This window comes from Acetobacterium sp., assembly GCF_036508315.1.
Lineage (GTDB): Bacteria > Bacillota > Clostridia > Eubacteriales > Eubacteriaceae > Acetobacterium.
The window spans coordinates 1-24,569 of record NZ_DATCHP010000076.1 but is presented as its reverse complement, the minus strand read 5'-3'; the positions used below and the strand labels follow the sequence as shown (position 1 = coordinate 24,569).

The 24,569-nt window shown below is 41.3% G+C and carries 18 protein-coding genes and 1 riboswitch; of the genes, 15 read left to right on the top strand and 3 right to left on the bottom strand.

Annotation, left to right across the window (positions count from 1 at the left end; genetic code table 11):
* The first annotated feature begins 630 nt into the window (after nucleotides 1-630).
* The 8 genes from hpf (at nucleotide 631) to VIK44_RS09760 (ending at nucleotide 12,072) form a co-directional block, all read left to right on the top strand.
* Nucleotides 631-1,164, top strand: a complete 534-nt coding sequence (hpf, locus tag VIK44_RS09795; RefSeq protein ID WP_331553720.1) for a ribosome hibernation-promoting factor, HPF/YfiA family — start codon at nucleotides 631-633, stop codon at nucleotides 1,162-1,164.
* A 256-nt stretch (nucleotides 1,165-1,420) separates the two neighbouring features.
* Nucleotides 1,421-3,079 carry a DUF5317 family protein gene (locus VIK44_RS09790; protein WP_331553719.1) on the top strand — a complete coding sequence of 553 codons (1,659 nt, stop codon included), beginning with the start codon at nucleotides 1,421-1,423 and terminating at the stop codon, nucleotides 3,077-3,079.
* A gap of 95 nt (nucleotides 3,080-3,174) precedes the next feature.
* Complete coding sequence (gene secA / locus VIK44_RS09785; RefSeq protein ID WP_331553718.1) at nucleotides 3,175-5,733, top strand: preprotein translocase subunit SecA; 2,559 nt, start codon at nucleotides 3,175-3,177, stop codon at nucleotides 5,731-5,733.
* A 227-nt stretch (nucleotides 5,734-5,960) separates the two neighbouring features.
* Nucleotides 5,961-7,053, top strand: a protein-coding gene (prfB, locus tag VIK44_RS09780) for a peptide chain release factor 2 (RefSeq protein ID WP_331553721.1) whose coding sequence is annotated in 2 segments (ribosomal slippage) — nucleotides 5,961-6,035 and nucleotides 6,037-7,053 — 1,092 coding nt in all. Because the reading frame shifts where the segments join, the coding sequence is not laid out codon by codon here.
* A 56-nt stretch (nucleotides 7,054-7,109) separates the two neighbouring features.
* Complete coding sequence (locus tag VIK44_RS09775) at nucleotides 7,110-8,276, top strand: homocysteine biosynthesis protein (RefSeq protein ID WP_331553717.1); 1,167 nt, start codon at nucleotides 7,110-7,112, stop codon at nucleotides 8,274-8,276.
* Complete coding sequence (locus VIK44_RS09770; protein ID WP_331553716.1) at nucleotides 8,276-8,677, top strand: NIL domain-containing protein; 402 nt, start codon at nucleotides 8,276-8,278, stop codon at nucleotides 8,675-8,677. Before VIK44_RS09775 ends, VIK44_RS09770 begins: the two co-directional genes overlap by 1 nt.
* Before the next feature lie 3 nt (nucleotides 8,678-8,680).
* Nucleotides 8,681-9,412 (top strand): UPF0280 family protein, encoded by a 732-nt coding sequence (locus VIK44_RS09765; RefSeq protein ID WP_331553715.1) that lies wholly within the window; start codon nucleotides 8,681-8,683, stop codon nucleotides 9,410-9,412.
* A gap of 94 nt (nucleotides 9,413-9,506) precedes the next feature.
* Nucleotides 9,507-9,605, top strand: a riboswitch (SAM riboswitch).
* A gap of 100 nt (nucleotides 9,606-9,705) precedes the next feature.
* Nucleotides 9,706-12,072 carry a homocysteine S-methyltransferase family protein gene (locus VIK44_RS09760; RefSeq protein WP_331553714.1) on the top strand — a complete coding sequence of 789 codons (2,367 nt, stop codon included), beginning with the start codon at nucleotides 9,706-9,708 and terminating at the stop codon, nucleotides 12,070-12,072.
* Between the two features lie 113 nt (nucleotides 12,073-12,185).
* Here VIK44_RS09760 and ade read toward each other — a convergent pair whose 3' ends face one another.
* On the bottom strand, nucleotides 12,186-13,907 hold the full coding sequence (gene ade / locus VIK44_RS09755) for an adenine deaminase (protein WP_331553713.1): 1,722 nt from the start codon (nucleotides 13,905-13,907) through the stop codon (nucleotides 12,186-12,188).
* Nucleotides 13,908-14,110: 203 nt separating this feature from the next.
* Here ade and VIK44_RS09750 point away from each other — a divergent pair, with 203 nt between their 5' ends.
* Nucleotides 14,111-14,842, top strand: coding sequence for a flavin reductase (locus VIK44_RS09750; RefSeq protein ID WP_331553712.1), 732 nt, complete (start codon nucleotides 14,111-14,113; stop codon nucleotides 14,840-14,842).
* Between the two features lie 65 nt (nucleotides 14,843-14,907).
* Here the strand turns inward: VIK44_RS09750 and VIK44_RS09745 are convergent, their stop codons facing one another.
* Nucleotides 14,908-15,990 (bottom strand): DUF1611 domain-containing protein, encoded by a 1,083-nt coding sequence (locus VIK44_RS09745; RefSeq protein WP_331553711.1) that lies wholly within the window; start codon nucleotides 15,988-15,990, stop codon nucleotides 14,908-14,910.
* Between the two features lie 351 nt (nucleotides 15,991-16,341).
* Between VIK44_RS09745 and VIK44_RS14250 the strand changes: the two genes are divergently transcribed.
* The 6 genes from VIK44_RS14250 to VIK44_RS09720 are packed head-to-tail and all read left to right on the top strand — an operon-like array spanning nucleotide 16,342 to nucleotide 24,239.
* A complete protein-coding gene (locus VIK44_RS14250) occupies nucleotides 16,342-16,431 on the top strand; it encodes a potassium-transporting ATPase subunit F (protein ID WP_414637073.1) in 90 nt (29 codons plus the stop codon).
* Entirely contained in the window at nucleotides 16,428-18,116 is a 1,689-nt protein-coding gene (gene kdpA / locus VIK44_RS09740; RefSeq protein ID WP_331553710.1) for a potassium-transporting ATPase subunit KdpA, read from the top strand. Before VIK44_RS14250 ends, kdpA begins: the two co-directional genes overlap by 4 nt.
* A gap of 13 nt (nucleotides 18,117-18,129) precedes the next feature.
* Nucleotides 18,130-20,184, top strand: a complete 2,055-nt coding sequence (gene kdpB / locus VIK44_RS09735) for a potassium-transporting ATPase subunit KdpB (protein ID WP_331553709.1) — start codon at nucleotides 18,130-18,132, stop codon at nucleotides 20,182-20,184.
* A gap of 10 nt (nucleotides 20,185-20,194) precedes the next feature.
* Entirely contained in the window at nucleotides 20,195-20,770 is a 576-nt protein-coding gene (gene kdpC, locus VIK44_RS09730) for a K(+)-transporting ATPase subunit C (protein ID WP_331553708.1), read from the top strand.
* A 59-nt stretch (nucleotides 20,771-20,829) separates the two neighbouring features.
* Entirely contained in the window at nucleotides 20,830-23,532 is a 2,703-nt protein-coding gene (locus VIK44_RS09725) for a sensor histidine kinase KdpD (RefSeq protein WP_331553707.1), read from the top strand.
* Nucleotides 23,533-23,534: 2 nt separating this feature from the next.
* On the top strand, nucleotides 23,535-24,239 hold the full coding sequence (locus tag VIK44_RS09720; protein ID WP_331553706.1) for a response regulator transcription factor: 705 nt from the start codon (nucleotides 23,535-23,537) through the stop codon (nucleotides 24,237-24,239).
* A gap of 73 nt (nucleotides 24,240-24,312) precedes the next feature.
* Here the strand turns inward: VIK44_RS09720 and VIK44_RS09715 are convergent.
* Nucleotides 24,313-24,569: DUF1667 domain-containing protein (locus tag VIK44_RS09715; RefSeq protein ID WP_331553705.1), on the bottom strand; the 257-nt coding region annotated here is incomplete at its 5' end.

Sequence of the window (24,569 nt, the reverse complement as noted above, 5' to 3'; positions counted from 1 at the left end):
TCCATAAAAAAAGCAACCAGGCGTAGGTGCTCTGGGGACTTTTACGTTCCAAAAAAATAATGGTAATACTCAGGGAAATATTAAGAATAAAGATAAAAACTGAGAGTGTTGCTAAAAACCCCAAAAGCATCGATAAAACCTCCAAAAATTTCTTATTCATATTATAGCATATTATTTGTCTGGTGGAACAGTGTTTCATAGGACTATTGAATTTATCTTGACATTTTTATAGGACTGATCTTATAATGGAGACGGCCTCAGGTTTGTGGTTGAAAGTCGATGCCAGATGCAGGCGAAGCGATCCACGTAAGACAATTTAATAGAGAATTGTTGATCATGGTGCGTCTTAGAAGTAAGCCCAGCCGGTTAACGCCGAGAGAAGGAGTTGTGATGCAAACACTGAGCTAAACTTCCAGCTGGCGAGTGTGGGGGAAAAAACCAGGTCAACTGAGACAAAACCACCTTTTTATCAGGATTATGAGAGTAAGTTTTTTCGTTGCTTTTTTGTGACAACAAATTAACAAAATAATTTTGACTAAAGGGAACTAAATTAGGTATAATAGTAGTACAACTCGTAGACTCTATATTCTGTAAACGAGTAAAATTAACCTTTTGAAAGGAGTTATTGTTATGAAATTCACAATTTACGGAAAAAATATGCATGTATCAGAAGGTTTAAAAGAAACACTGAAAAAGAAGTTTTCTAAATTTGATCGCTACTTTGGTCAGGAAACAGAAATTTACGCTACATTCAGTAAGGAAAAAAACTTCCAAATGTTAGAGGTTACTATTCCTGTTGGAAAAACGATTCTTAGAGCTGAGGAAAAGTCTGAGGATATGGTGTCATCGATTGAAAATGTTGTTAATAAACTTGAAGGCCAGCTCAGAAAACACAAAACAAAATTACTTAGAAGAAATCTTGAAGAAGCCAGCAAATTTAATTTGGAAGATATTGAAGATATTGATGAATCCGATGAATTACAGCCAAAGGTTGTGCGAACGAAAAAGTTTGCAATAAAACCAATGAATGTTGATGAAGCCACGCTTCAAATGGAATTACTGGGACATGACTTTTTCGTCTTCCTTAATGGGGATACCGATGATGTAAATGTTGTCTACATGCGTAAGGATGGAAACTACGGTCTTATTGAACCAACTTTCTAAAACTTTCTTAAGAAAGTTATAGAATAAATTATGGACACCCCTTAAAAAACAGTTTTAAGGGGTTTTTTTGATGATATTATTTAGAATTAAAAAAATATTTTTAAATTCGGGTATAAAGTTTTGACAGAACTTTTCTTTTGCTTTAAAATAGACGTAGGTATGTAACAAAATTTGCTTATATTATTTTATTGAGCAGACTGTGCGTCTAATGTTAAAATAGAAAGAAAAATGAATAAGTAGTGGGGTTGAAACAAATATGTTAGTACTGGTTGCAATAATTTTAGGTTTTTTAATTGGAAAAATTCGCAGAGGAAGCCTACATGGTTTCAAATTACGAAAAATTTCGTTATTACCTCTGGGGATTTTAGGGCTGTTATTACAGCTTGTTTTACATTTCTACAGTTATACAGGCGGGATTCCTGTTATTGAACCCTACCTTGAGATTGTAAATTTTGCGAGTTATATTCTTGTGCTGGTCATGCTTGTCTTTAACCTTGATGATTTCTGGGTTATTCTCCTGGCAATCGGTTTCACATCAAATTTTGTGGTTACTTTTATCAATGGTGGACACATGCCAGTTTCCCAGGGGGTTATCGATACTCTTCCAGCAGATTTTGGACAGCAAATCGTCCAGGGATTAAGTCCGATTTTTGCACTAATCCAACCCAATACCCTTTTGTGGTTTTTAGGAATTAATCTGCCCATACCGATTCCCTTTATATCAACGGTAATGAGTCTGTATGGAACAGTTGCCGGGGTAAGCGTAGGAACCATGATAGCACTTATTGGGCTTATTGGTTTCATTCAGTATGTTATGAACAAAAAACCATCCATTATGAATGATCATAAGGCGTATACGGATGATGAAGGCATTTTTGGAGATAGCGAAAACCAGAATATCGAAGGTGTTTCGATTCAAAATGATGTCCTTGCAAGCGAATCCAGTTCTGAGGCTAAAGAATTTTACCAGGATTTAACAGGTGACGGCCCAATTCGAGGTGAACGAGATGAAAGCATGACCACTGTTATTTCAGAAGAAGAGCTCGAAACCATGATTATTCCTGAAGCGGTTGATCATGATTCTTCTCAAATCGGAACTGAAACCGAAGAAATCATTATTCAAAAACAGGAACCGGAAGAAACCATGATCATTGAGACCATTGATGATGGCAGTACCAAGGTCATCGGAAACATTCAGGAAGTGGGAACTTTTGTTCAAGAGCCTGAAAGCAAGGGATTAGAAGCCTCGGAAATGGAAGAAATTCTCAATAGAGAGGATACCGGGTTCTTTACTAAAAAATATTATGAAGAAAAATTAGCAGTAGAAAAAGAACGATTAATGTTGCAAATTCGAGAATTAGAATTAAATAAGGTTGAGGAATCAATGCGGGAGACCTTACCTAAAAAAGAACCTAAACCAGAACCGGAATCTGATTTAAGAATTGTAGAAAGCTTTAAATTAACAGAACTTGATACACCTTTTGTATTACGAGGTGACAATTATCAACAGGAAACGGTTCTAAGAAAGCAATCAGGAGAGGAAGAAGAATTTTCTGAAGGCGAAATGTTAAATGTTTGGCAACGTCTCAATCTTGAAGATGAAAAACGTAAGGCACAACGACGAAAACAAACCATCAGGGACATCAATAAGCAAGCAGAAAGTCTGATAACCCCTGCATCGCAAAAAGAAGAAGATCCGATTCCTTTCAATGAAATTGAAGAAGTCACAGAAGTTGAGTTTGAGCGATTTTATGACGGTTCAAGTGAAGAAAAAGAAAAGACCAATGAGAATATGAATGAAGAACAACAAAAAACCTTTGATTCAGCATTGGAAGAGCGAAAAAAAGCTGGATATGAATTAGTTGAATTAAAGCTGGATGGAAAAGACGTTGCATTTTGGCGTAAGAAAAAATAATTAAAAAGCAATTTAATATTAATTTTTAGGGACTGTATGAAAAATTACAGTCCCTTTTAAATTTTTTAAAGGAACATATAAAAGGTTATGTTATAATGAATGTTGGAATTCTTTCCAATAAAGCAAACAATAAAGGAGTGAAAGTTTTGGGATTTTTAGACCAGATATTTGATAGCAGTAGAAAAGAAATAAAACGCATGCAGAAAAAGGTGGATCAGATATTGGCCCTTAATAGCCAGTATGAAGCCATGAGTGATGATGAACTCCGGGGACAAACCCATATATTTCAAGAACGACTGGCTCAGGGAGAAACCCTGGATGATTTATTGGTTGAGGCATTTGCTACCGTGCGGGAAGCCGGAGCGAGAGTCCTGAACATGAAGCATTTTCCAGTCCAATTATTAGGGGGAATGACGCTGCACGAAGGCAATATTGCAGAAATGAAAACCGGGGAAGGGAAAACCCTGGTATCCACCCTGCCGGCATACCTGAATGCCCTTAATGGAAAGGGTGTTTATATTGTCACCGTCAATGACTACCTTGCCAAGAGGGATAGTCAGTGGATGGGACAGCTTCATGAATTTTTAGGATTAAATGTTGGTTTGGTAGTCCATGGACTGTCCTTTGATCAGAAGAAGGATGCTTATTCCTGTGACATCACCTATGGAACCAATAACGAGTTTGGATTCGATTATCTTCGGGATAACATGGCGCCGACTAAAATACAGCAGGTTCAACGGGAACTCAATTATGCCATCATCGATGAGGTTGATAGTGTTTTAGTTGATGAAGCCAGAACACCGCTTATTATTTCAGGTAGTGGAGACAAAAGTACCAAGCTCTATGACCTGGCCAATGGTTTTGCTAAAACCCTTAAAGAAGAAAATTATATTAAGGATGAAAAGGCTAAGTCTGTTATGCTCTCCGATGATGGCATTGTTAGAGCTGAACGCTTTTTCGGTTTGACAAATCTCGCAGATGTGGAAAACATGGAAATATCACATCATATTAATCAGGCCCTTCATGCCAATACTCTCATGTTTAAGGATCGGGATTATGTGGTGAAAGATGGGGAAATCATAATCGTTGATGAATTTACAGGTCGTTTAATGCCCGGTCGACGTTATTCTAACGGTTTACACCAGGCCATTGAGGCCAAGGAAAATGTGAAAGTCAATCGGGAGTCAAAAACGCTGGCTACCGTCACTTTTCAAAATTATTTTAGGATGTTTAATAAACTATCCGGAATGACTGGAACAGCAAAAACCGAAGAGGATGAATTCCAGACCATTTATAATCTCAATGTCATTACCATTCCGACCAATCGTCCTTTAATTCGAAAGGACCTGAATGACCTTATTTACAAAAGTGAAAAAGGCAAATTTTGTGCAGTCACCGAAGATGTGAAGCGTCGCAATGCAACCGGCCAGCCGATTCTCATCGGGACCATTTCAATCGAAAAATCGGAAGAACTTAGTATTTACCTTAAGCGTTCCGGCATTAAACACAATGTACTTAATGCAAAATTTCTTGAAAAAGAAGCCGAAATTGTAGCCAACGCAGGACAAAAGTATGCGGTGACCATTTCCACCAATATGGCCGGACGTGGTACCGATATCGTTTTAGGCGAAGGGGTTGTAGAAGTCGGGGGATTACATATTCTCGGAACCGAACGCCATGAAAGTCGACGTATCGATAATCAGCTAAGAGGGCGTTCCGGTCGTCAGGGAGATCCGGGTTCATCTCAGTTCTTTGTTTCTTTAGAGGATGATCTCATGCGAGTCTTCGGCTCGGAAAGAATTCAAGGCCTGATAGAGAGTATTGGACTGGATGAAGAAACACCCATTGAAAACAAGATCCTGACCAGAGGCATTGAGAATTCTCAAAAACGCGTTGAAGGACGAAACTTTGATATCCGTAAAAATGTCCTTCAATATGACAATGTTATGAACCGTCAGAGAGAGCTTATTTATGGGCAGCGACAGCAGGTGATTGATGGCAAAGATATGGAAAATGAAATCTGGAGTATGACCAAAACTCTGTCAGAAGCCTATGTGAATATGTTTACCGGGGATGGAGACTACTACGATAATTGGGATTTAGAAGGTCTTAAAAAGCATTTGGAAAGCACTGTTCTTCCCAAGGAAACACTGAGCTTTCCGGAAAAACCTGAAAGTCGTGAGATGTTGGTAGACGCAGTATTGGATGAATGCCGAAAGATTCTGGAAGAGAAAAAAGAACGTTTGGGACTCGAACAACTCCAAAACATTGAAGGCATCATTCTACTTCGGAGTGTTGACAGTGCATGGATGGATCACATTGATAATATGGATCAGCTAAAACAAGGCATCGGTCTACGGGCTTATGGACAAAATGATCCAGTCAAAGAATATACAAAAGAGGGATTTGACCTCTTTGACGATATGGTTCTGAGAATACAGGAGGATACGGTCAAATACCTATTCAACTTAAATATTCAAGTGGCACCAAGCGAAGAAGCCAAAGAAAAAGTGGATTTCAATCAAATGAAAACCAATGAAAATGAAATTCAAGGAAAACCAGCCGGTCCAGCCGATCCCCACAATAAGGCCGGTCGAAACGATCCTTGTCCCTGTGGCAGTGGAAAAAAATATAAAAAATGTTGCGGAGCATAAAAAAACCAATCGGTTCCAGGAAGTAATAGGTAATTGCGAAAGTACTGTGAGCTTTGATGTCTGTTTACATGAAACAATTTTTCCACTATACGTCGGACAGTTCGTTGAACTGTTCGCCTATACGTTATAAAATTGTTTATGAAAACTGACATCAAGCAATTTACACTTGTGTCTATGAATTTAGCAATTGCCTACAGGAAGCATAATTGAAAGGATGTGAACGTTTAATGATCGATTTGTATGAAGAAAAGCAAATTGTCAATGAAATGGAAACAAAGTTAAAGGAATTGGGGGATTCACTTTGACCTACCCAAATTGACCAGTGAATTAGAAGCCCTGGAAAAAAAGACTGAAATTCCGGATTTTTGGAATGACCAAAAATCGGCGCAGATTATCTTAAAAGAGTTAAAAATAACAAAGCTGAAAGTTGATCACTACAATGCTCTTACAGAAGAGTTGGATGATATTTTAGTGATGTTTGAATTGGCTGAAGAAGGTGAGATCCTGGAAGGATTTACCGAATCCATTAACAGTCTTGATAAAAAAATTGACTCTTTTCGAGTTGAAACCCTTCTTTCCGGGGAATACGACAGTAATAATGCTATTATTGCTCTGCATCCAGGGGCCGGCGGTACGGAATCCCAGGACTGGGCGGAAATGCTGTTACGAATGTACACCCGCTGGGCTGAAAAAAAGGGATATAAAGTCAAGACTTTAGACCTTCAACCCGGAGAAGGGGCAGGGATAAAAAGTGCGACCCTGATGATTGAAGGGATTAACGCTTATGGTTATTTAAAAACTGAGCGAGGGGTTCATCGGCTGGTCCGGATTTCACCCTTTGATTCTTCAGGCCGTCGACATACCTCTTTTGCATCACTGGACGTCATGCCGGAAATAGATGATACTGTGGAAATAGAAATTCTCCCTGAAGATATACGCGTTGATACCTATCGGGCCAGTGGCGCCGGTGGACAGCATGTCAATAAAACCGATTCAGCAGTGCGTCTTACCCATCTTGCCACAGGCATTGTGGTTCAGTGCCAGAATGAACGTTCCCAGCATCAAAACAAAGAAGTGGCCATGGCGATGCTCAAGGGCAAGCTGGTAGAAATTATGGAACAGGAAAAAATGGATCATATTGATGATATTAAAGGCGATCACAGTCAGATTGCCTGGGGAAGTCAGATCAGGTCCTATGTATTCCATCCTTATAATATGGTCAAAGACCATCGAACCAATGTGGAAGTAGGGAATGTTCAGGGTGTGATGGATGGGGATTTGGACAACTTTATGAATGCCTATCTAAACACGATGGTATAAAAAAACGGCATGGTAACCCTATCAGGAAATAAAAAAAATTAATTTTGGAGGATAAAATGGCAAAAACCTATCAGGAAATTAATGAAAAAATCGCCAGAGGCGAAGCTGTTGTTGTAACCGCAGAAGAAGTCATTGATATTGTTAAAGCTCGGGGAATCAAGGATGCCGCAGACTATGTGGATGTGGTTACCACATCCACCTTTGGTCCCATGTGTTCATCCGGAGCCTTTATCAATTTCGGTCATTCTGATCCTCCTATTCGGATGGCAGAGATTAGTTTGAATGATGTCGAAGCCTATGGCGGTTTGGCAGCAGTGGACACTTATTTAGGGGCCACCCAGCCATCCAAAGATAGGGGCTTGGAATATGGTGGAGCCCATGTAATCCATGATCTGATTGCCGGGAAAGAAGTTCACTTAGTGGCTAAATCCCAGGGAACCGATTGCTATCCCAGAAAATCCATCGATACCTGGATAACCCTGGAAGATCTGAATGAAGCCTATTTATTTAACCCCCGAAATATTTATCAAAATTATAATGCTGCCATTAATACTTCCAGTCAACGTTTGTATACATACATGGGTATTTTACAGCCGAATATGGGAAATATCACTTACAGCACTTCCGGAGAATTAAGCCCACTGCTGAATGACCCATTGCTTAAAACAATTGGCATGGGTACAAAGATTTTTATTGGAGGAGCCCAGGGCTACGTTTCCTGGATGGGTACTCAATTTAATACAGCATGTCCCAGAGATGATAAGGGATACCCAACCACACCAGGGGCGACCTTGGCACTGATCGGAAATATGAAGGAAATGAATCCTAAATATATTCGGGGTGCTGTTTATGAAAAATATGGAACCTCTATGTTTGTGGGCGTTGGAATACCTATTCCAATTCTGAATGAAGAAATGATGGCTTTTGTCTCGGTTGAAAATAAGGATCTGTATACCAATGTCATTGATTACAGTGTCCAGAGGAAAGCCAAACCAAGTCTGAAAAAGGTCAGTTATGCCGAGCTGCGCAGCGGCTCAGTGGATATTAATGGAAAAGTCATTAAAACTTCCCCGCTTTCCAGTTTGAAAATGGCCAGAGAAATCGCAGCTGAGCTCAATTATTGGATAAATAAAGGTGAATTCTATCTCCAGGAACCCATTTTAAGTTTTCCTATGGGAACCGCACTCAAAGGTCTGGAAATTAATGAAGGAGGGCTGCGATAATGATAAAAAAGATATTGTTGTCATTCCCCCAGGGGGTCGCCGGAAAACCGATGGCCATGGAGCTCATTAAAACCTACAATCTGGATTTTAATATCCTAAAAGCCAGTATTGATGATAATATTAAAGGCACACTTTTGTTGGAAATCATGGGTGAAGAAGCCGATATTAATGCCGGCATTATCTTTCTGCGGCAAAACCGGATTGGCGTTCAGGATATTCTGTCAGGCGTCGATGTGGACGAAGAGGAATGTGTTGATTGTGGGGCTTGTACCGCTGTTTGTACGGTCAACGCCCTGGAAATGGACGAAAATTGGAAGTTGGTTCACCATAAGGATAAATGCCTTGAGTGTATGCTTTGTGTGAAAGCCTGTCCGACCCGGGCTATCCATGCTCTCATATAAAAAATGAAATATGAGGAACGTTCTTATCGTAACCGTATGAAAGCCGAGGATCTGGAATATTTCCAGGTCCTCGAATTTGAAACCGACCTTTTTTTAGGGGTTAATCGTTTGGCGATGAACCCCACACTTCCCCAGGTTGTTCTTAAAAACGTTCAACAATTGCGGCAATCCATTGTTGGGTATAACAAGACCCATCCGGATTTTATCAGGGCGTTGGCACCTCTTGCCATGGATAACAGTGCAGCACCCATTGTCCGAGACATGTTGGCGGCCGGAATTATAACCGGTGTGGGTCCAATGGCAGCAGTTGCCGGGGCGATATCCAAATACATAGGGGAAATACTGGCAACTACATCAAAAGAAATCATTGTCGAAAATGGTGGAGATCTACTGATTAAAACCCAAAAAAATCGACGGGTTGCCCTATATACCGGGAACCCCGAATTTTCAGACATCGGTTTGATAATTAAACCCCGGAAAAATGCTTTAGGGGTGTGCACCTCTTCAGGGATCATGGGCCACTCCCTAAGCTTTGGAAAGGCAGACACTGTCACAGTGCTCAGTGAAGATATACCACTGGCCGATGCCGCAGCCACAGCTCTGTGCAATCGGATTAAAACAACCGGCGACGTTGCCAAGGGATTAAATTGGATTAAAACAATCCCAGGAATTCTGGGAGCCGTTATTATTATTGAGGATAAACTGGGTGCCTGGGGCAAGATTGAGCTGAGTTAATGACAGATTAGAAATCAATAGCGCATTTAGGAAAAATTTAGTACTTGACAAAGAAAAAGTTGAAGTGTACCATTAATAAAAGCAATTGAATATTTACCTATCCAGAGAGGTGGAGGGACAAGGCCCTATGAAACCCGGCAACCAGCGAAAGCATGGTGCCAATACCTGCGAAATTTTTTCGCAATGATGGGATTTAATGTAAATCATTAACCTCGTCAAACGACGAGGTTTTTATTATTTGAGCGAAAGCTACGAACTAAATGAGTGATATTTTAATAAAGGAGAACAAACCATTGAATATACTAGAAATACTTAAAAAGAAGCGGCTATATTTAGACGGAGCCATGGGAAGCTTGATTCAGGATAGGATAGGCACGATTGGACCCATACCTGAAACCATAAATGTTACACATCCTGAACTGATTAAAGAGATTCACCAGTTGTACATTGATGCAGGGGCAAATATCATAATAACCAATACCTTTGGGGTGAATGGATATAAACTTAAAGACAGCGACTATACAGTGGAGCAATTGGTATCAGCTGGAGTAAAAAATGCAAAATCGCTGCAACCGGATTATGTAGCTTTGGATGTAGGACCCCTGGGGACACTTATTGGTGCCCTTGGTGAAATGTCCTTTAATGAAGCAGTAGAGTATTTCAAAGAAATCATTGATGCTGGAGACAAAGCAGGAGCGGATCTCATTGTCATTGAAACCATGACTGATATTTGCGAAGCCAGGGCAGCACTCATTGCGGCAAAAGAAGTTTCTGAATTGCCGGTTATTGTCTCCATGACCTATGAAGAAAATAACCGGACTATGACAGGGTCGGATGCTTTAACCGTGGTGACCATTCTTGAAGGACTTGGTGTGGATGCCATTGGAATCAATTGCTCTACCGGCCCGGACAGTATGCTGCCTATTATAAAAGAGTTGCTCCGTTATGCCAGTGTTCCCATTATGATAGAGCCAAATGCAGGACTTCCCCATATGGCCGATGATAAAACGGTTTATGATATCAGTGAGAAAGAATTCACCCAGTATATGGTGGAAATCGCTGAAATGGGGGGAATGATTTTAGGCGGTTGCTGTGGCACAACGCCAAGTTACATCAGAAGCCTTATTCATGCAACCCAATGCTTACCGGTTCATCCACAAGAAGATAAAGGCTATACAGCCTTGGCTTCAGGGACAAAAACAGTGATTCTCGGCAATGATATTAACATTATCGGCGAGTGCATTAATCCCACCACCAATAAAGTCCTCAAAGAATCACTGCGTCGGGGGGAAGTATCAGTTGTTTCCCAATTGGCCATGGATCAGAAGAAGGAGGGGGCACATATTTTAGATATTAATCTCGGGTTGCCGGATATTGATGAAATGGACATGATGAAAAAAGCGGTGGAAACCGTGAGTCGTTTGGTCGATTGTCCACTTCAGATAGACTCTTCAAATCCTGAAGTGATTGAAGCGGTTTTACGAAGCTATCCCGGAAAAGCCGTGATTAATTCAGTCAATGGCAAGAAAAAGTCCATGGCAGCGATTTTTCCCATTGCAAAAAAATATGGAGCCCTTGTTTTAGGCCTGACCATGGACGAAACCGGAATTCCCGGGAAAGCTGAGGATCGTTTTCACATTGCAGATAAAATTGTTGAAGGGGCCAAAGCTCATGGAATAAGCAAAAAAAACATCATCATCGATTGTTTGACTCTGACCGCATCTGCCCAACAGGCCGAAGTCCGAGAAACCTTAAAGGCCCTCAAAATGGTTCGAGATCAATTAGGCATACCTACCGCATTAGGGGTTTCGAATATTTCCTTTGGTCTGCCAAACCGTGAACTCTTGAATCGCACCTTTTTAGGTCTGGCTTTAGAAGCTGGATTGACCAATCCTATTATGAATCCCAGTGACAAGGATATGATGGATACCATCAGTGCGTTTCGGGCACTTTGGGGGTTGGACCAACAGTGTATTGGTTATGCCAATGCCTATAAAGAAAGTGGCCGAAAAGATGAGCGTGTAAGGGAATCCAACGAAGCCTTAAGTCTTCGGGAAATGATTATTGAAGGACTCAGTGATCAGGCAGGGTTGGTTACTCAAGAGCTCATTAAAACCCGGGAGCCTTTGGATATCGTCAATAACGAAATTATTCCGGGGTTGGACGCTGTAGGTGAAGCCTTTGAAACCGGAGAATGTTTTTTACCTCACTTGATTTTTGCAGCAGAAACAGCCCAAAAAGCCTTTGATGTTATTAAAGACACCATGCAAAAAGCGGGAAAAGCCCAGGTGACAAAGGGCAAAATTGCTCTTGCCACCGTTGAAGGAGATGTTCACGATATTGGAAAGAATATCCTTAAAGTTATTTTAGAGAATTATGGCTATGAGATTATTGATTTAGGGAAAGATGTCACAGCAACAACAATTATCAGTGCTATTTCTCAGGAGAATATTCATTTGGTGGGACTCAGTGCTTTAATGACAACCACAGTGAGAAACATGGAAAAAATAATTAAAGAAATCAGGGAGCGGGCACCAAACACCACAGTAATGGTTGGCGGGGCAGTACTGAATTCTGATTATGCCAATACGATTGGTGCGGATTTTTACGGCAAGGATGCCCGGGAAGGTGCGACTATTGCCAGAAAAGTTTTAGGATAGATATCTAATAGTTTAATATGATAAAGTGGTGCTATCCTCGCGAATTTGAAATTTTTTATATGGCTTCCCCTGTCACATGTCTTTTCTGAAAACAGGGGAACAATACTAGAGGATCAGCCTTCAGTTTCAACAAAGTTAAAAGCATCCACATCAAACAACCCCAGGTCAGTGAGACGAAGCCGTGGGATTACCGGCAATGCCATAAAAGACAAGGTAATAAATGGATCAACCCCGATTGGAACCCCGAGTTCTCGAGCCAGCGTAATGAGTGTGGATAATTTTTTCTGAACAATATCACCAGATTCCAAACTTATGAGGCCAGCCAGGGCTAGGGGAACATCCCCAAGAACGCTTCCATTGGAAACGATGACATAACCACCCTGAATTTTTTCCAAATGATCCACTGCAGCTAAAATATCTTGATCGTTACTGCCCACCACGATAATATTATGGGAATCGTGGGCTACGGTAGTGGCAATAGCCCCATTTTTTATGCCAAACCCTTTAATAGGAGCAATCCCGACGTTTCCGGTATTCTGATGTCTTTCAATAACGCAAAGTTTGGCATAGGTATCATCAGGCATAAAGTACCCATTCTCCTGGGGAAGTGCCTCAATTAAATGGTCAGTATTAATTTGAAAAGGAATAATTCCAATGATATGATCTTTTTGCTTCACTGGAAAGTTTAGCTTTTCAGGAGAAAGATTTTTAACATGAACTGAATTCAGGAGCCTGGGGTCTAATGTGTCATAGGCAGGGGTTTCTTTGAGCAATTGGTCAATGGGCTTGCCATCCTTATAAACAGCGTCAACCGTCATGGATTTCAAGTCACTGAGTATCACTAAATCGGCACGGTATCCCGGCGCAATGGCCCCCAGTCTTTTTAAGCCGTAGGCCTGGGCAGCTTGGATAGTTGCTATTTTAATGGCCTTAATAGGGTCAAGCCCTAAATCAATGGCTTTTTCGATGTTCCACCGAATATGGCCGTCCCGATGGATATCTTCAAGATGTTTGTCGTCAGTGCAAAAAAGACAGTGATCCAGAGGAAGTTTCTGTTTTAACAAGCCGGTAACAATGGCGTCAAGGTTTTTAGCGGCAGAGCCTTCGCGGATAAGAATTTTAAAACCGGTTCTGAGTTTTTCAAGGACTTCATCAAAGCTGGTGGATTCGTGGTCCGTTTCCACACCGGCAAGAGCATAAGCCTGGAGTGGCTTTCCGGTAAGCCCGGGAGCGTGTCCATCACAGATTTTATCCTGGCAAAGAGAAAGCTTTTCAAGAATAAAAGCATCGCCTTTGATAACATTTAGAAAGGACATCATTTCCCCAAGGCCAAGAATTCTGGGATGATTCAGATAAGGGATCATGTCCCGGGCGGTAAATTGTCCGGCACCGTTGGTTTCAAAATCAGTGGCGGGAACCGACGAAGGCAGCATGATATAAACATTAAGAGGAAGATGTTCGGTGGACTCCACAACATAGTCTAAGCCGTTTTTCCCGGCCACGTTAACCAGCTCATGGGGATCCGCAATAAGGGTTGTTGTACCAGAGGGCAGAACCGCTTTTGCTAATTCCAGTGGGGTCACCATGCTCGACTCAATATGCATATGAGCATCGATAAATCCCGGAGTAATGAATTTTCCAGTGCAATCCACTTCAGTAATTCCCTGATAGTCACCAGTGCCAACGATGGTAGTGCCGGAAAGGGCAACATCCCCAATAATGATTTCTTCCGTAAAAACATTAACAATATTGGCATTTTTTAAAACAAGCGTTGCTGGTTCGAAACCATTGGCCATAGAAAGTTTTTTTTTTAAAACCAAAATGGGAGTATTCATTTATTCACCTCATTTATAATACGATTTTTTCATTATAGCATGAACAATCTTTTTTTCAATTAAAAAAGGTTGAAAAACTATATAAAAGAATAAAAGGGGTATATAATGAACATTAATAGTTCATTTTGAATTGACTTGAAAAATATTATGAATTAAAATGAAATCAAAATGAATCAATTGATTCTTAGAAAGTGGTGAATAGAATGAAAAAATGGCGTTGTACAGTTTGTAATTATATACATGAAGGGGATACGCCTCCTGAAAAATGCCCAATATGCGGTGTGGAACCTGACAAATTTGTGCTTATCGAAGAAACGGAAGTTGCGGCACCAAAAAAGTGGCGTTGTACTGTTTGTAATTACGTACATGAAGGGGACACACCTCCGGAAAAATGCCCGATATGCGGTGTGGGACCTGACAAATTTGTGCTGCAGGAAGAAATTCCAGGGGATTTGCCTGCAGAAGAAAAAGATGCTATTCAGAAATTATTATTTAACGTGAGCTATGGTCTTTACATTATTTCATCCAAAAACGGTGAAAAACTAAATGCCATGACATCGAACACGTTTATTCAGGTTTCAGACAGACCTTTAAGAGGAAGTGTTTGTTTGGGTAAAGGGACTCTAACATCGGAATACGTCAGAGAATCAGGGTTTTTTGGGGTGTCTGTTCTTGGAAAAAATAACCATGATCTTGTGAAACACTTTGGATATCAAAGTGGACGAGACGTTGATAAATTCAAAACCATGGATTACGTTACCGGTAAAAAAACAGGTTGTCCCGGATTATCGCAAGCCATTTGTTTCATTGGATGTGAAGTTGAACAAGTCATTGACCTGGGAACCCATTATATGTTTATTGGTAAGATTGTTGATGGGGACGAATTTAGTAAAGAAGAACCGATGACCTATGCCTATTACCACGCAACCCGATAAAAAAATAAAAGGGTACAAAAGCGGCAATTAAATTGCCGCTTTTGTGCCCTTTATAATGATACAAACTAGTTAATGATTTGCGATTTTTCTTTTAAATCAGGAAAGGCTTTAAAAAGTGCCTTTACGAGTTTATTGCAACCGTAAGCAAGGGCATCAGTTGTCGGCAGATGAAAAAGATCTTCGTAATCTTTTGTGGTTCTTTTCAGCTCTTCAGTATTCATGTTCTCATGATTGATGGTGATGGCAATAACCTTTGAATGTGAAAAAGTTTCAAGAAGCTGAATTTCGCTTTTTAGAGTAGGCATTTTAAGATAGGGAAAATCGACCCGTGTTTTTCTTTTAGGCGGGTGCTGGACGATGATGGCATCAGGATGCCCACCACGGATGATTGCGGCGGTGCTGATAAAGGCCTGATGACTTAGGGCACTTTGCCCTTCGATAATGATAACATCTGGTTTTTCATGGAGATTAGCCTCTATAATAGCATTCTCCACCTCCCCGGTCATAAATTCAGAGGGGATGGCGTCTAAAGCAATGCCGTATTTTTCGCCCTGGATAATTGATGTCTGCCCGGTGCCGATAAAGGAAGCACGGAGTCCCCGGTCTTTTAGGGTTTTAACCAATAGCATGGCAGTGGTGCGTTTACCAATGGCACAGTCAGTGCCAAGAATAGCAATTTTAGGGGTTTTGACGTTCATAATATTCCCGGAATAAAGATTAAGATATCGATTCGCCAAAGGTTTCCGGATATCATAGAGCTTTACTCCGCATTTCTGAGCATTTTGGACAAACTCATTATCATCAGAAATAAAGTCATGAAGACCATTAACCACGTCCATCCCTAAGAACATTGCCTTAAGAAGAACTTTTCTTTGATTAGTAGATAAGAAGGCCTCTTTTGGTGCAATACCGTAAATAAAATATTTGGGCACTTCTCTAAGACTTTCAATGGCCTCAGTTAAATCCTGAAAAATTGGGATGTCGTTTTTGATGCCGTTAAGGACTTCACCCGAATCAAGTCCAGCCTTTGTACTGTCGATGATACAGGTGATCTGATATTTTTGGGACCGACGGATTAAACCATTTGCAGTCTTTCCATCTGCATCACCAAAATGACCCTCGCAGTAGATTAAAGCTTTTTCTTCCATAATAAAAAATAAAACACTCCTTCCGATGTGTACAGGAACAATTGCTTTATAAGACAGACTTATTAACCGAATATTTTTTTAAAAAGTGAGTAAAAATAAAGAAAGTTCAATATGCACTCACCTTAATTATAACACACTTACTTGAAAATTAATAATTTTCAGGGCTATATTAGCAGATGAAATAGATTAATTCCCATAAAAATCAACTTGTGATTGTGTAGCGGAAGTTATTGTTGCTTTTTATGTAAAAGTTTTCTTAACACATTCTTTATGGAAATTGTCAATATTCAAACAACTAATTTACAAACTTGAGGGTATAATACTAACTATTGGAAGGAGTGAGATAAAATTATGGGATTAGTAATAATAATATCAGGAATTATTGGGATGAGTTTATTGGGTTATCTTTTTTATGTTTTATTCAGAGGTGAAAATTTATGAACATGGTAATAATTCAAGATAGTTTCTTTTTTTTAGTGGTACTGCTTCTGGCCTGGCCATTGGGTCTGTATATCTACAGAATCATGGAAACCGGAAAAGTCAGAGGTCTGGGTTTTTTAAGACCAGTGGAAAATGTAATATACAAAGGGTTGGGCATTGAAGAAACCCATACAATGGGCGGGAAGGAATACGCACTGTCGGCACTGTTATTTAGCCTTACCGGTTTTGTGTTTTTATTTCTGCTGCTGATGGGTCAGGGATTTTTACCTTTGAACCCACAGGGGTTGCCGGGACTAAGCTGGGATTTAGCCTTTAACACGGCAGCCAGTTTTGTAACCAATACCAACTGGCAGGCCTATAGCGGCGAAACAAGTTTGTCCTACTTATCCCAAAGTTTGGGATTGACGGTACAAAATTTTGTTTCAGCAGCCACAGGGATTGCGGTTTTATTTGCTCTGATTCGCGGCTTTGTCTTTGTCAAGAAAAAAAATATTGGAAATTTCTGGTGTGATCTTGTCCGTATTATTTTATATGTGCTGTTGCCCTTGTCAATTATTATGGCTCTGATTTTAATTTCTCAGGGGGTTGTTCAAACCTTTGGAGGCTATGTAGAGGCCATTGCACTACAAGGCGGCGCAAGCCATGTGGTACCATTAGGGCCGGCAGCCAGCCAGATTGCCATTAAGCAATTGGGAACAAATGGCGGTGGATTTTTCGGTGTTAATTCGGCCTATCCTCTAGAAAACCCAACGGTGATTTCAAATTTCGTTCAAACGGTTGCTATTATCCTGATACCGGCAGCTTTGTGCTTTACCTTTGGAAAAGCCGTTAAGGATGCTAAACAGGGTCGGGCAATTCTGACGATTATGCTTATTCTTTTTGTAATCGCTTTAGCAGCAACGACCTATAGCGAAATGAACCTGGGACCACAATTTCAGGGAGTTGTTAATGGCGGTAGTATGGAAGGGAAGGAATCAGGTTTTGGGGTTGGGAGCTCTGCACTATGGGGAGTGGCCACCACTGCCGCATCCAACGGCTCAGTGAATGCCATGCATGACAGCTTTACCCCATTGGGAGGAATGACCCTGATTTTTCTCATGCAATTAGGGGAAATTGTTTTTGGAGGGGTTGGTTCCGGGCTTTATGCCATGTTGGCCTTTGCTATTTTAGCCATCTTCATTGCCGGCCTCATGGTTGGACGAACACCGGAATACCTGGGAAAGAAAATCGAGCCCTTTGATATGAAAATGACATCGATCATTGTTCTCGTGCCAGTGTTGACCATTCTTTTTGGAACAGCTCTGGCAACCATGATGCCCCAGGTGCAAACCTGGCTGACAAATAGTGGTGCCCATGGATTTTCTGAGATATTGTATGCTTTCACGTCTGCAGGTGCCAACAACGGCAGTGCCTTTGGAGGTTATACTGCCAATATTCCATTTAACAACGTTACAATGGGAATCATCATGATTTGTTCGCGTTTTATTCCCATGGTGGCGGTGGTTTATTTAGCTGACAGCCTTGCCGGTAAAAAATCCATTCCATCCAGCGATGGAACCCTAAGAACATCAGGGGCAATGTTTATAGGACTTGTTATTGCAGTGATTTTACTGATTGGTGCTTTAAGCTTTTTACCATCTTTGGCCCTTGGACCTGTTGCTGATTATTTTACGACACTTAGTTAAGAAGGTAGAAGAAATGAATAATATTATTAGTAAAAAAGTGTTACTGGATGCCCTGGGTCAGTCTGTTAAGAAGCTGACCCCGGCAGTTCAGGTGAAGAACCCTGTTATGTTTGTAGTTTATCTGGGAGCGATTTTAACCACCTTGTTATTTGCTTTATCTTTGGTGGGTATCGGCGATGCTCAGCCAGCTTACACTCTTATCATCGCTTTGATTCTCTGGTTCACTGCAATTTTTGCCAACTTCGCCGAAGCTTTGGCAGAAGGGCGGGGTCGTGCCCAGGCAGAAAGCCTCAGGAGTGTTCGCAAGGATGTCATGGCAAGGAAATTGGAAACCCCAAACTATGATTCAACCTTTACCGAAGTAAAAGCTTTTTGTCTGAAAAAAGGGGATGTTTTTCTGGTAAAGGTCAATGAACAGATTCCCATGGATGGCGAAGTCATTGATGGGGCCGCCAGTGTAGACGAAAGTGCCATTACCGGAGAATCGGCTCCGGTAATTCGAGAATCCGGTGGGGATCGCAGTGCGGTTACCGGAGGTACCAGTTTAGTATCCGATTGGCTCATCGTCAAGGTCACTGCCGAAGCTGGGGAAAGTTTTTTAGATAAAATGATTGCCATGGTGGAAGGGGCATCCCGTAAAAAAACACCTAATGAAATTGCCCTTCAAATTTTATTGGTGGCGCTTACGATTATCTTTTTATCCATCACCATAACATTGTTTCCTTTTTCAGCTTTTTCAAGCTCCCAATCCGGTCAGGGACAGGCGGTTTCCATTACCACCCTCATCGCCTTGTTAGTTTGCCTGGCGCCAACCACCATTGGAGCACTGTTATCTTCTATTGGGATTGCCGGCATGAGTCGTTTGAATGAGGCCAATGTGTTGGCTATGAGTGGCCGAGCCATTGAAGCCGCCGGAGATGTGGATATTCTTTTATTAGATAAAACAGGAACCATCACTTTAGGTAACCGTCAGGCCAGCCAGTTTTTACCGATTGAAGGGATCACCGAAAAAGATTTGGCAGATGCTGCACAATTATCATCCCTGGCGGATGAAACGCCGGAAGGTCGAAGCATTGTTATTTTGGCTAAGGAACGCTTTAATATACGAAGCCGTGATTTGTCAAAATTAAATCCCACTTTCATTGATTTTTCAGCAAAAACCCGAATGAGTGGCATTGACTATGGGGATAAGGTGATTCGTAAAGGTGCAGCCGAATCCGTGAAGACCTATGTCGTCGAAAATGGATTTGATTACCCAAAGGAATGTGAAGAGATTGTGAATTGGGTAGGAGCTCAGGGAGGAACCCCCTTGGTGGTTGTAAAAAATTACCGGGTATTAGGGGTGATTTATCTTAAGGATATTGTTAAAAACGGCGTTAAAGCACGATTTGAAGACCTTAGAAAAATGGGAATTAAAACCATTATGATCACCGGGGATAATCCCATTACCGCAGCAGCCATTGCCGCAGAAGCTGGAGTGGATGATTTTTTGGCAGAAGCAACCCCGGAAGCAAAACTTACCCTGATCCGGGATTTTCAGGCCAAGGGACACTTGGTGGCAATGACCGGAGACGGCACCAATGATGCACCAGCTCTGGCCCAGGCGGATGTGGCGGTAGCCATGAATACCGGCACACAGGCAGCCAAAGAAGCCGGGAATATGGTGGATCTGGATTCCAGCCCGACAAAACTTATTGAGGTTGTTCAAATTGGTAAACAACTGCTGATGACAAGAGGGGCACTAACCACCTTTAGTGTGGCCAACGATGTTGCAAAATATTTTGCCATTATTCCAGTGTTGTTCTTTGGAATTTACCCTGAACTCACTGCCTTGAATATAATGGGACTCACCAGTACCACCAGTGCCATTTTATCGGCCATTATTTATAATGCCCTGATCATTCTGGCACTTATTCCCCTGGCTTTAAAGGGAGTAAAATATTTGGAACTTCCAGCCAGTAAATTATTAAGCAGAAATCTTCTGATCTATGGTTTAGGCGGAATAATTGCCCCTTTTGTGGCCATTAAATTAATTGATATGCTGTTAACAGCACTGAATTTTGTGTGAGGTGGAAAAAATGAAACAAGAAAAAATAAACCAGATGATAAGACCGGCCATAGTCAGTTTTCTTATATTTACAGTGATTTGTGGTGTGTTATATACAGCTCTGATGACAGGGATTGCCCAGGCCATTTTCCCCTATGGCGCCAATGGGAGCATTATCGAAATTGAACAAAATGGTAAAACCCAGATTTATGGATCAGAGTATTTAGGACAGGTGTTTACAGAACCACAATATCTGATTGGCAGACCAACCACCGAGTCTGGTGGACCCACCAATCTTTCAGCGTTGAGCTCAGAACAAAAAGCATTAGTCGAACAACGTATTAGCGATTGGCACGCATTAGACCCTGGAAACGCCAGGTCGATCCCAATGGATTTAGTGACAGTTTCAGGAAGCGGGGTCGACCCTGATATTTCGGTGGCAGGCGCTCAGTATCAGATAGAACGGATTGCCCGGGAAAGAAATCGGTCAGTGGTTGATATTCAAAAAATCATAGATGAAAATACAACTTTGCCAGTTTTAGGATTTTTAGGACAACCGGTTGTGAATGTACTAAAGGTAAATATTAGCCTGGATGCATTGAATTAGAAAGTGTTTGTGGTATGATAAAAAAATGAAAAAACATCGCCAGGAAGGGGGAATTCTCAATGGATGTGGAGCAACGACCCGATCCCGATATGCTTTTGGCAAATCTTAGAAATCAGGAAGAAGAAACGTTAAACAAAAAAGGGAAGCTAAAGATATTTTTCGGTTACTCGGCTGGGGTGGGGAAAACTTATACCATGTTGGAGGAGTCCCAGGTTCAATACAAGCGTGGCACTGATGTTTTAGTCGGCTATATTGAACCCCATACCCGGCCTGAAACCATAGCACTCATGGAAGGACTTCCAATGATTAAGCCCCGAATGGTTAAATATAAAAATATGACACTCTGGGACTTTGATTTGGATAAGGCTTTGGAGGTTCATCCCCAGCTTATTTTGGTGGATGAATTGGCTCATACCAATCCTCCGGGCTCTCGAAATAAAAAGCGCTATCAGGACATTGAAGAACTCATTAATGCCGGCATTGATGTCTATACGACTGTGAATGTTCAGCACATTGAAAGTCTCAACGATGTGGTAGGAGAGATTACCAAGATAGCCGTTCAGGAGCGGATTCCCGATTATTTTTTAGATAATGCGGATAAGGTAATGCTCGTGGATATTGATCCGGATGAATTAATGAGCCGTTTTGAAGAAGGAAAGATTTACACACCTCAAAAAGCCAGCTTAGCCCTGGAAAAGTTTTTCACCTATGGCAATTTGACAGCCCTTCGTGAAATCGCCATGCGTCGCACCGCCGATCGGATTACCCGGGATGCGCCATTAGGGAAAAATAGCCGACCGCCCTTTTCAAAGATACTTGTCTGCGTCGGGCCGGCGCCATCATCAGCTCACTGTATACGTACTACCGCCCGAATGGCTGAGGCCTTTCACTGCCATTGGGTGGCATTGTATGTTAAATCCAACCGCGGCGAATTTTTAACTCCGGAAGAGGAAAAGAACCTCCAAAATAATATGAACCTGGCCGAGGAATTAGGGGCAGAAATCGTTACAATGAAGGGCGGTAATATAGCCATGGTGGTTTCAGAATATGCCAGAATTTCCGGGATTACCGATGTCGTGGTCGGAAAGACAGGAAGAGACAGATTTTTGAAAAATCTCTTTCATGAAAGTCTTGAGGACCATATTCTCTACTATTCTCCGGATCTGGAGATTCACATTATTCCCCAGGGCCCTGGGGTAAAACCCTTCGGACGGGCAAAATCCTTTTTTGGACGACGTGTGCAGGGAGCGCTTCAATTTTCCTGGTTGGATACCTTAGGCATGTTAGGGGTATTGGTGCTGACTACCATTATTTCTCTGACTATCCGAGGATTTGATTTTGGAGAGCGAAATGTTATCATGTTATATATCCTTTCCGTGCTTGTTGTATCACGGTTTACAAAGGGTTATTTATATGGTATTGGTGCTTCAATATTAGCAGTACTCACCTTTAATTTTCTTTTTGTCGAGCCTTTTTTTACGTTTAATACCATTGATCCGTCCTATCCGATGACCTTTATAATCATGCTCATTGTCGCTTTAGTTACCAGCGCCTTAACAAATGGCATTAAAATTCAGGCAAAGGTTGCAGTAGAAGGCGAACAGCGGACAGAGGTTTTGTATACCATTAATCAAAGGCTTCTGGCAACCCGGGGGCTTCTCAATATCGTGAATTTAACCAATGACTTTTTAGTGGAAATTTTTAAACGCTCGGTTATCTTTTACACTGAAAAACCCCAAAATGGTGTTCATGGTATTTTCAAACAGGGAATTAATAATGAGGATGATACTTATTTAATGTCAAAAGATGAAGAGGCCGTTGCATACTGGGTTTTCCTTAATGGAAAGCCTGCCGGAAAGGGAACCGACACTCTCGTAGGTGCGGGAGCTTACTATGTTCCGGTGAAATCCCAGGGAACAGTTTTAGGAGTTATTGGCATTGGCTGTCATGAAGAAGAACTTTCACCTAAACGGCGATCCTTTTTAAAAATGATCATTAACCAGGTTGCGATGGCTATTGAACGTCAGCGATTGTCGGATAAGCAAAGTCAAATTAATTTTGAACGGGAACGAGAGCGAATGCGAAGTAATTTCTTGCGTGCTATCTCCCATGATTTGCGAACGCCACTTACTGGGATTTTAGGTGCCAGTTCTGCTTTACTTGAAAACATCGGAAAAATCGATGAAGAAAAGCAGAAAAAATTATTGAAGGATATAAAAGAGGATTCCCAATGGATTATCCAATTGGTGGAAAATCTTCTGTCAGTGACTCGAATCGGGGATGGCTCAATGAATCTCAATAAAACCTCGGAAGCCGTGGAAGAAGTTGTGGCAGGTGCTGTAGCTATGACTCGCAAACGCTATGAAGGAGTAGATATTACTGTGAAGGTTCCAGAGGATGTGGTCTTTGTACCCATGGATGGCACACTCATTGAGCAGGTACTGATTAATTTGTTGGAAAACGCCGTTAAATATGGAGGAGCAGCTCCAAGAATTAAAATTGAAGTTAAAAAGTTGGAAAAAGAGGTTTCAATTGGGGTTTCAGACAAAGGACCAGGAATTTCCGATTCTATTTTGGGAACCATTTTTGAAGGATACCCCATAGACACTGGAAAAAAAACAGATTCTAAACGAGGAATGGGCATTGGCCTTTCCATTTGCCAGTCCATTGTTAAAGCCCATAACGGCAGTATAACAGCAGAAAATAAAAAAAATGGGGGTGCCCTATTTGTGGTTCGCCTCCCACTGAATGGAGATGAATAATCGTGACCAGTAATCCATTAGTTCTCCTGGTAGAAGATGAAAAAGGTATTCGTCATTTTATCTCAACCGTATTGGAAGTGAATGACTATGATGTTATAGAAGCGACTAAAGGAAAAGAGGCGCTCAGCATTTTTACTTCCCGAAGTCCTGATCTGGTGTTATTAGATCTGGGGTTACCTGATATGGATGGTCTTGAGGTCCTTAAAAGAATTCGTGAATGGTCATCGGATGTTCCTGTGATTGTGGTTTCCGCCCGGGGACACGAACGAGAAAAGGTGGAGGCCCTTGATCTGGGTTGTGATGATTATATTACAAAGCCTTTTGGCACTTCCGAGCTTTTAGCACGGATTCGTACGGCTCTTCGTCATCACAAGATGGCAGTAGGGAAAACGGGTAAGGAGAAAGAAGTCTTTCACACTGGAGAGCTTACCATTGACTATGAAAAACGACTGGTGACTTTAAGGGAAAAACATTTGCACTTTACCCCTATTGAATATAAAATTATTGAGCTGCTCACCCAAAATGCTGGAAAGGTTGTTACCTATGATACGATCATGAAAAAAATTTGGGGACCTTATACCAATGAAAACCAAACCCTAAGGGTGAACATGGCCAATATACGTCGTAAACTTGAAAAAAATCCAGGAGAGCCACACTATATTTTAACTGAGGTTGGGGTCGGATATCGCTTTCTGGAAGAACTTTAAATCCTTGAATATTAATAAAAATAAGTCACTGAGAAGAGAAAACCTCTTTTCAGTGACTTTTGAAATCATCGTTTTAGCATTTATTCATGGTTCGGGTGGAAACAACATCAATGCCGAGACCAAGGAGATTTTTTAAAACAACATCCCCAGTTTTAATCGGGGCTTCCACAACCACCTGATTAATAGCGGCCATTGCTTCAAAAATCTGACCCTTGGGAATAGGCTGAGCTGTTTTAACAGGAAGCCTCGGAAGCATGGCATTATAAATAACAACTGTGGTGGGAATAACACGGGTAGGATTAGTCATTTCATTAATGGCATACTTTGGAC

Excerpts from the sequence above, each read along its gene's own strand:
- hpf (WP_331553720.1), top strand. The coding sequence starts at position 631 with ATGAAATTCACAATTTACGGAAAAAATATGCATGTATCAGAAGGTTTA.
- VIK44_RS09790 (WP_331553719.1), top strand. The coding sequence starts at position 1,421 with ATGTTAGTACTGGTTGCAATAATTTTAGGTTTTTTAATTGGAAAAATT.
- secA (WP_331553718.1), top strand. The coding sequence starts at position 3,175 with ATGAATGTTGGAATTCTTTCCAATAAAGCAAACAATAAAGGAGTGAAA.
- VIK44_RS09775 (WP_331553717.1), top strand. The coding sequence starts at position 7,110 with ATGGCAAAAACCTATCAGGAAATTAATGAAAAAATCGCCAGAGGCGAA.
- VIK44_RS09770 (WP_331553716.1), top strand. The coding sequence starts at position 8,276 with ATGATAAAAAAGATATTGTTGTCATTCCCCCAGGGGGTCGCCGGAAAA.
- VIK44_RS09765 (WP_331553715.1), top strand. The coding sequence starts at position 8,681 with ATGAAATATGAGGAACGTTCTTATCGTAACCGTATGAAAGCCGAGGAT.
- ade (WP_331553713.1), bottom strand. The coding sequence starts at position 13,907 with ATGAATACTCCCATTTTGGTTTTAAAAAAAAAACTTTCTATGGCCAAT.
- VIK44_RS09750 (WP_331553712.1), top strand. The coding sequence starts at position 14,111 with ATGAAAAAATGGCGTTGTACAGTTTGTAATTATATACATGAAGGGGAT.
- VIK44_RS09745 (WP_331553711.1), bottom strand. The coding sequence starts at position 15,990 with ATGGAAGAAAAAGCTTTAATCTACTGCGAGGGTCATTTTGGTGATGCA.
- VIK44_RS14250 (WP_414637073.1), top strand. The coding sequence starts at position 16,342 with ATGGGATTAGTAATAATAATATCAGGAATTATTGGGATGAGTTTATTG.
- kdpA (WP_331553710.1), top strand. The coding sequence starts at position 16,428 with ATGAACATGGTAATAATTCAAGATAGTTTCTTTTTTTTAGTGGTACTG.
- kdpB (WP_331553709.1), top strand. The coding sequence starts at position 18,130 with ATGAATAATATTATTAGTAAAAAAGTGTTACTGGATGCCCTGGGTCAG.
- kdpC (WP_331553708.1), top strand. The coding sequence starts at position 20,195 with ATGAAACAAGAAAAAATAAACCAGATGATAAGACCGGCCATAGTCAGT.
- VIK44_RS09725 (WP_331553707.1), top strand. The coding sequence starts at position 20,830 with ATGGATGTGGAGCAACGACCCGATCCCGATATGCTTTTGGCAAATCTT.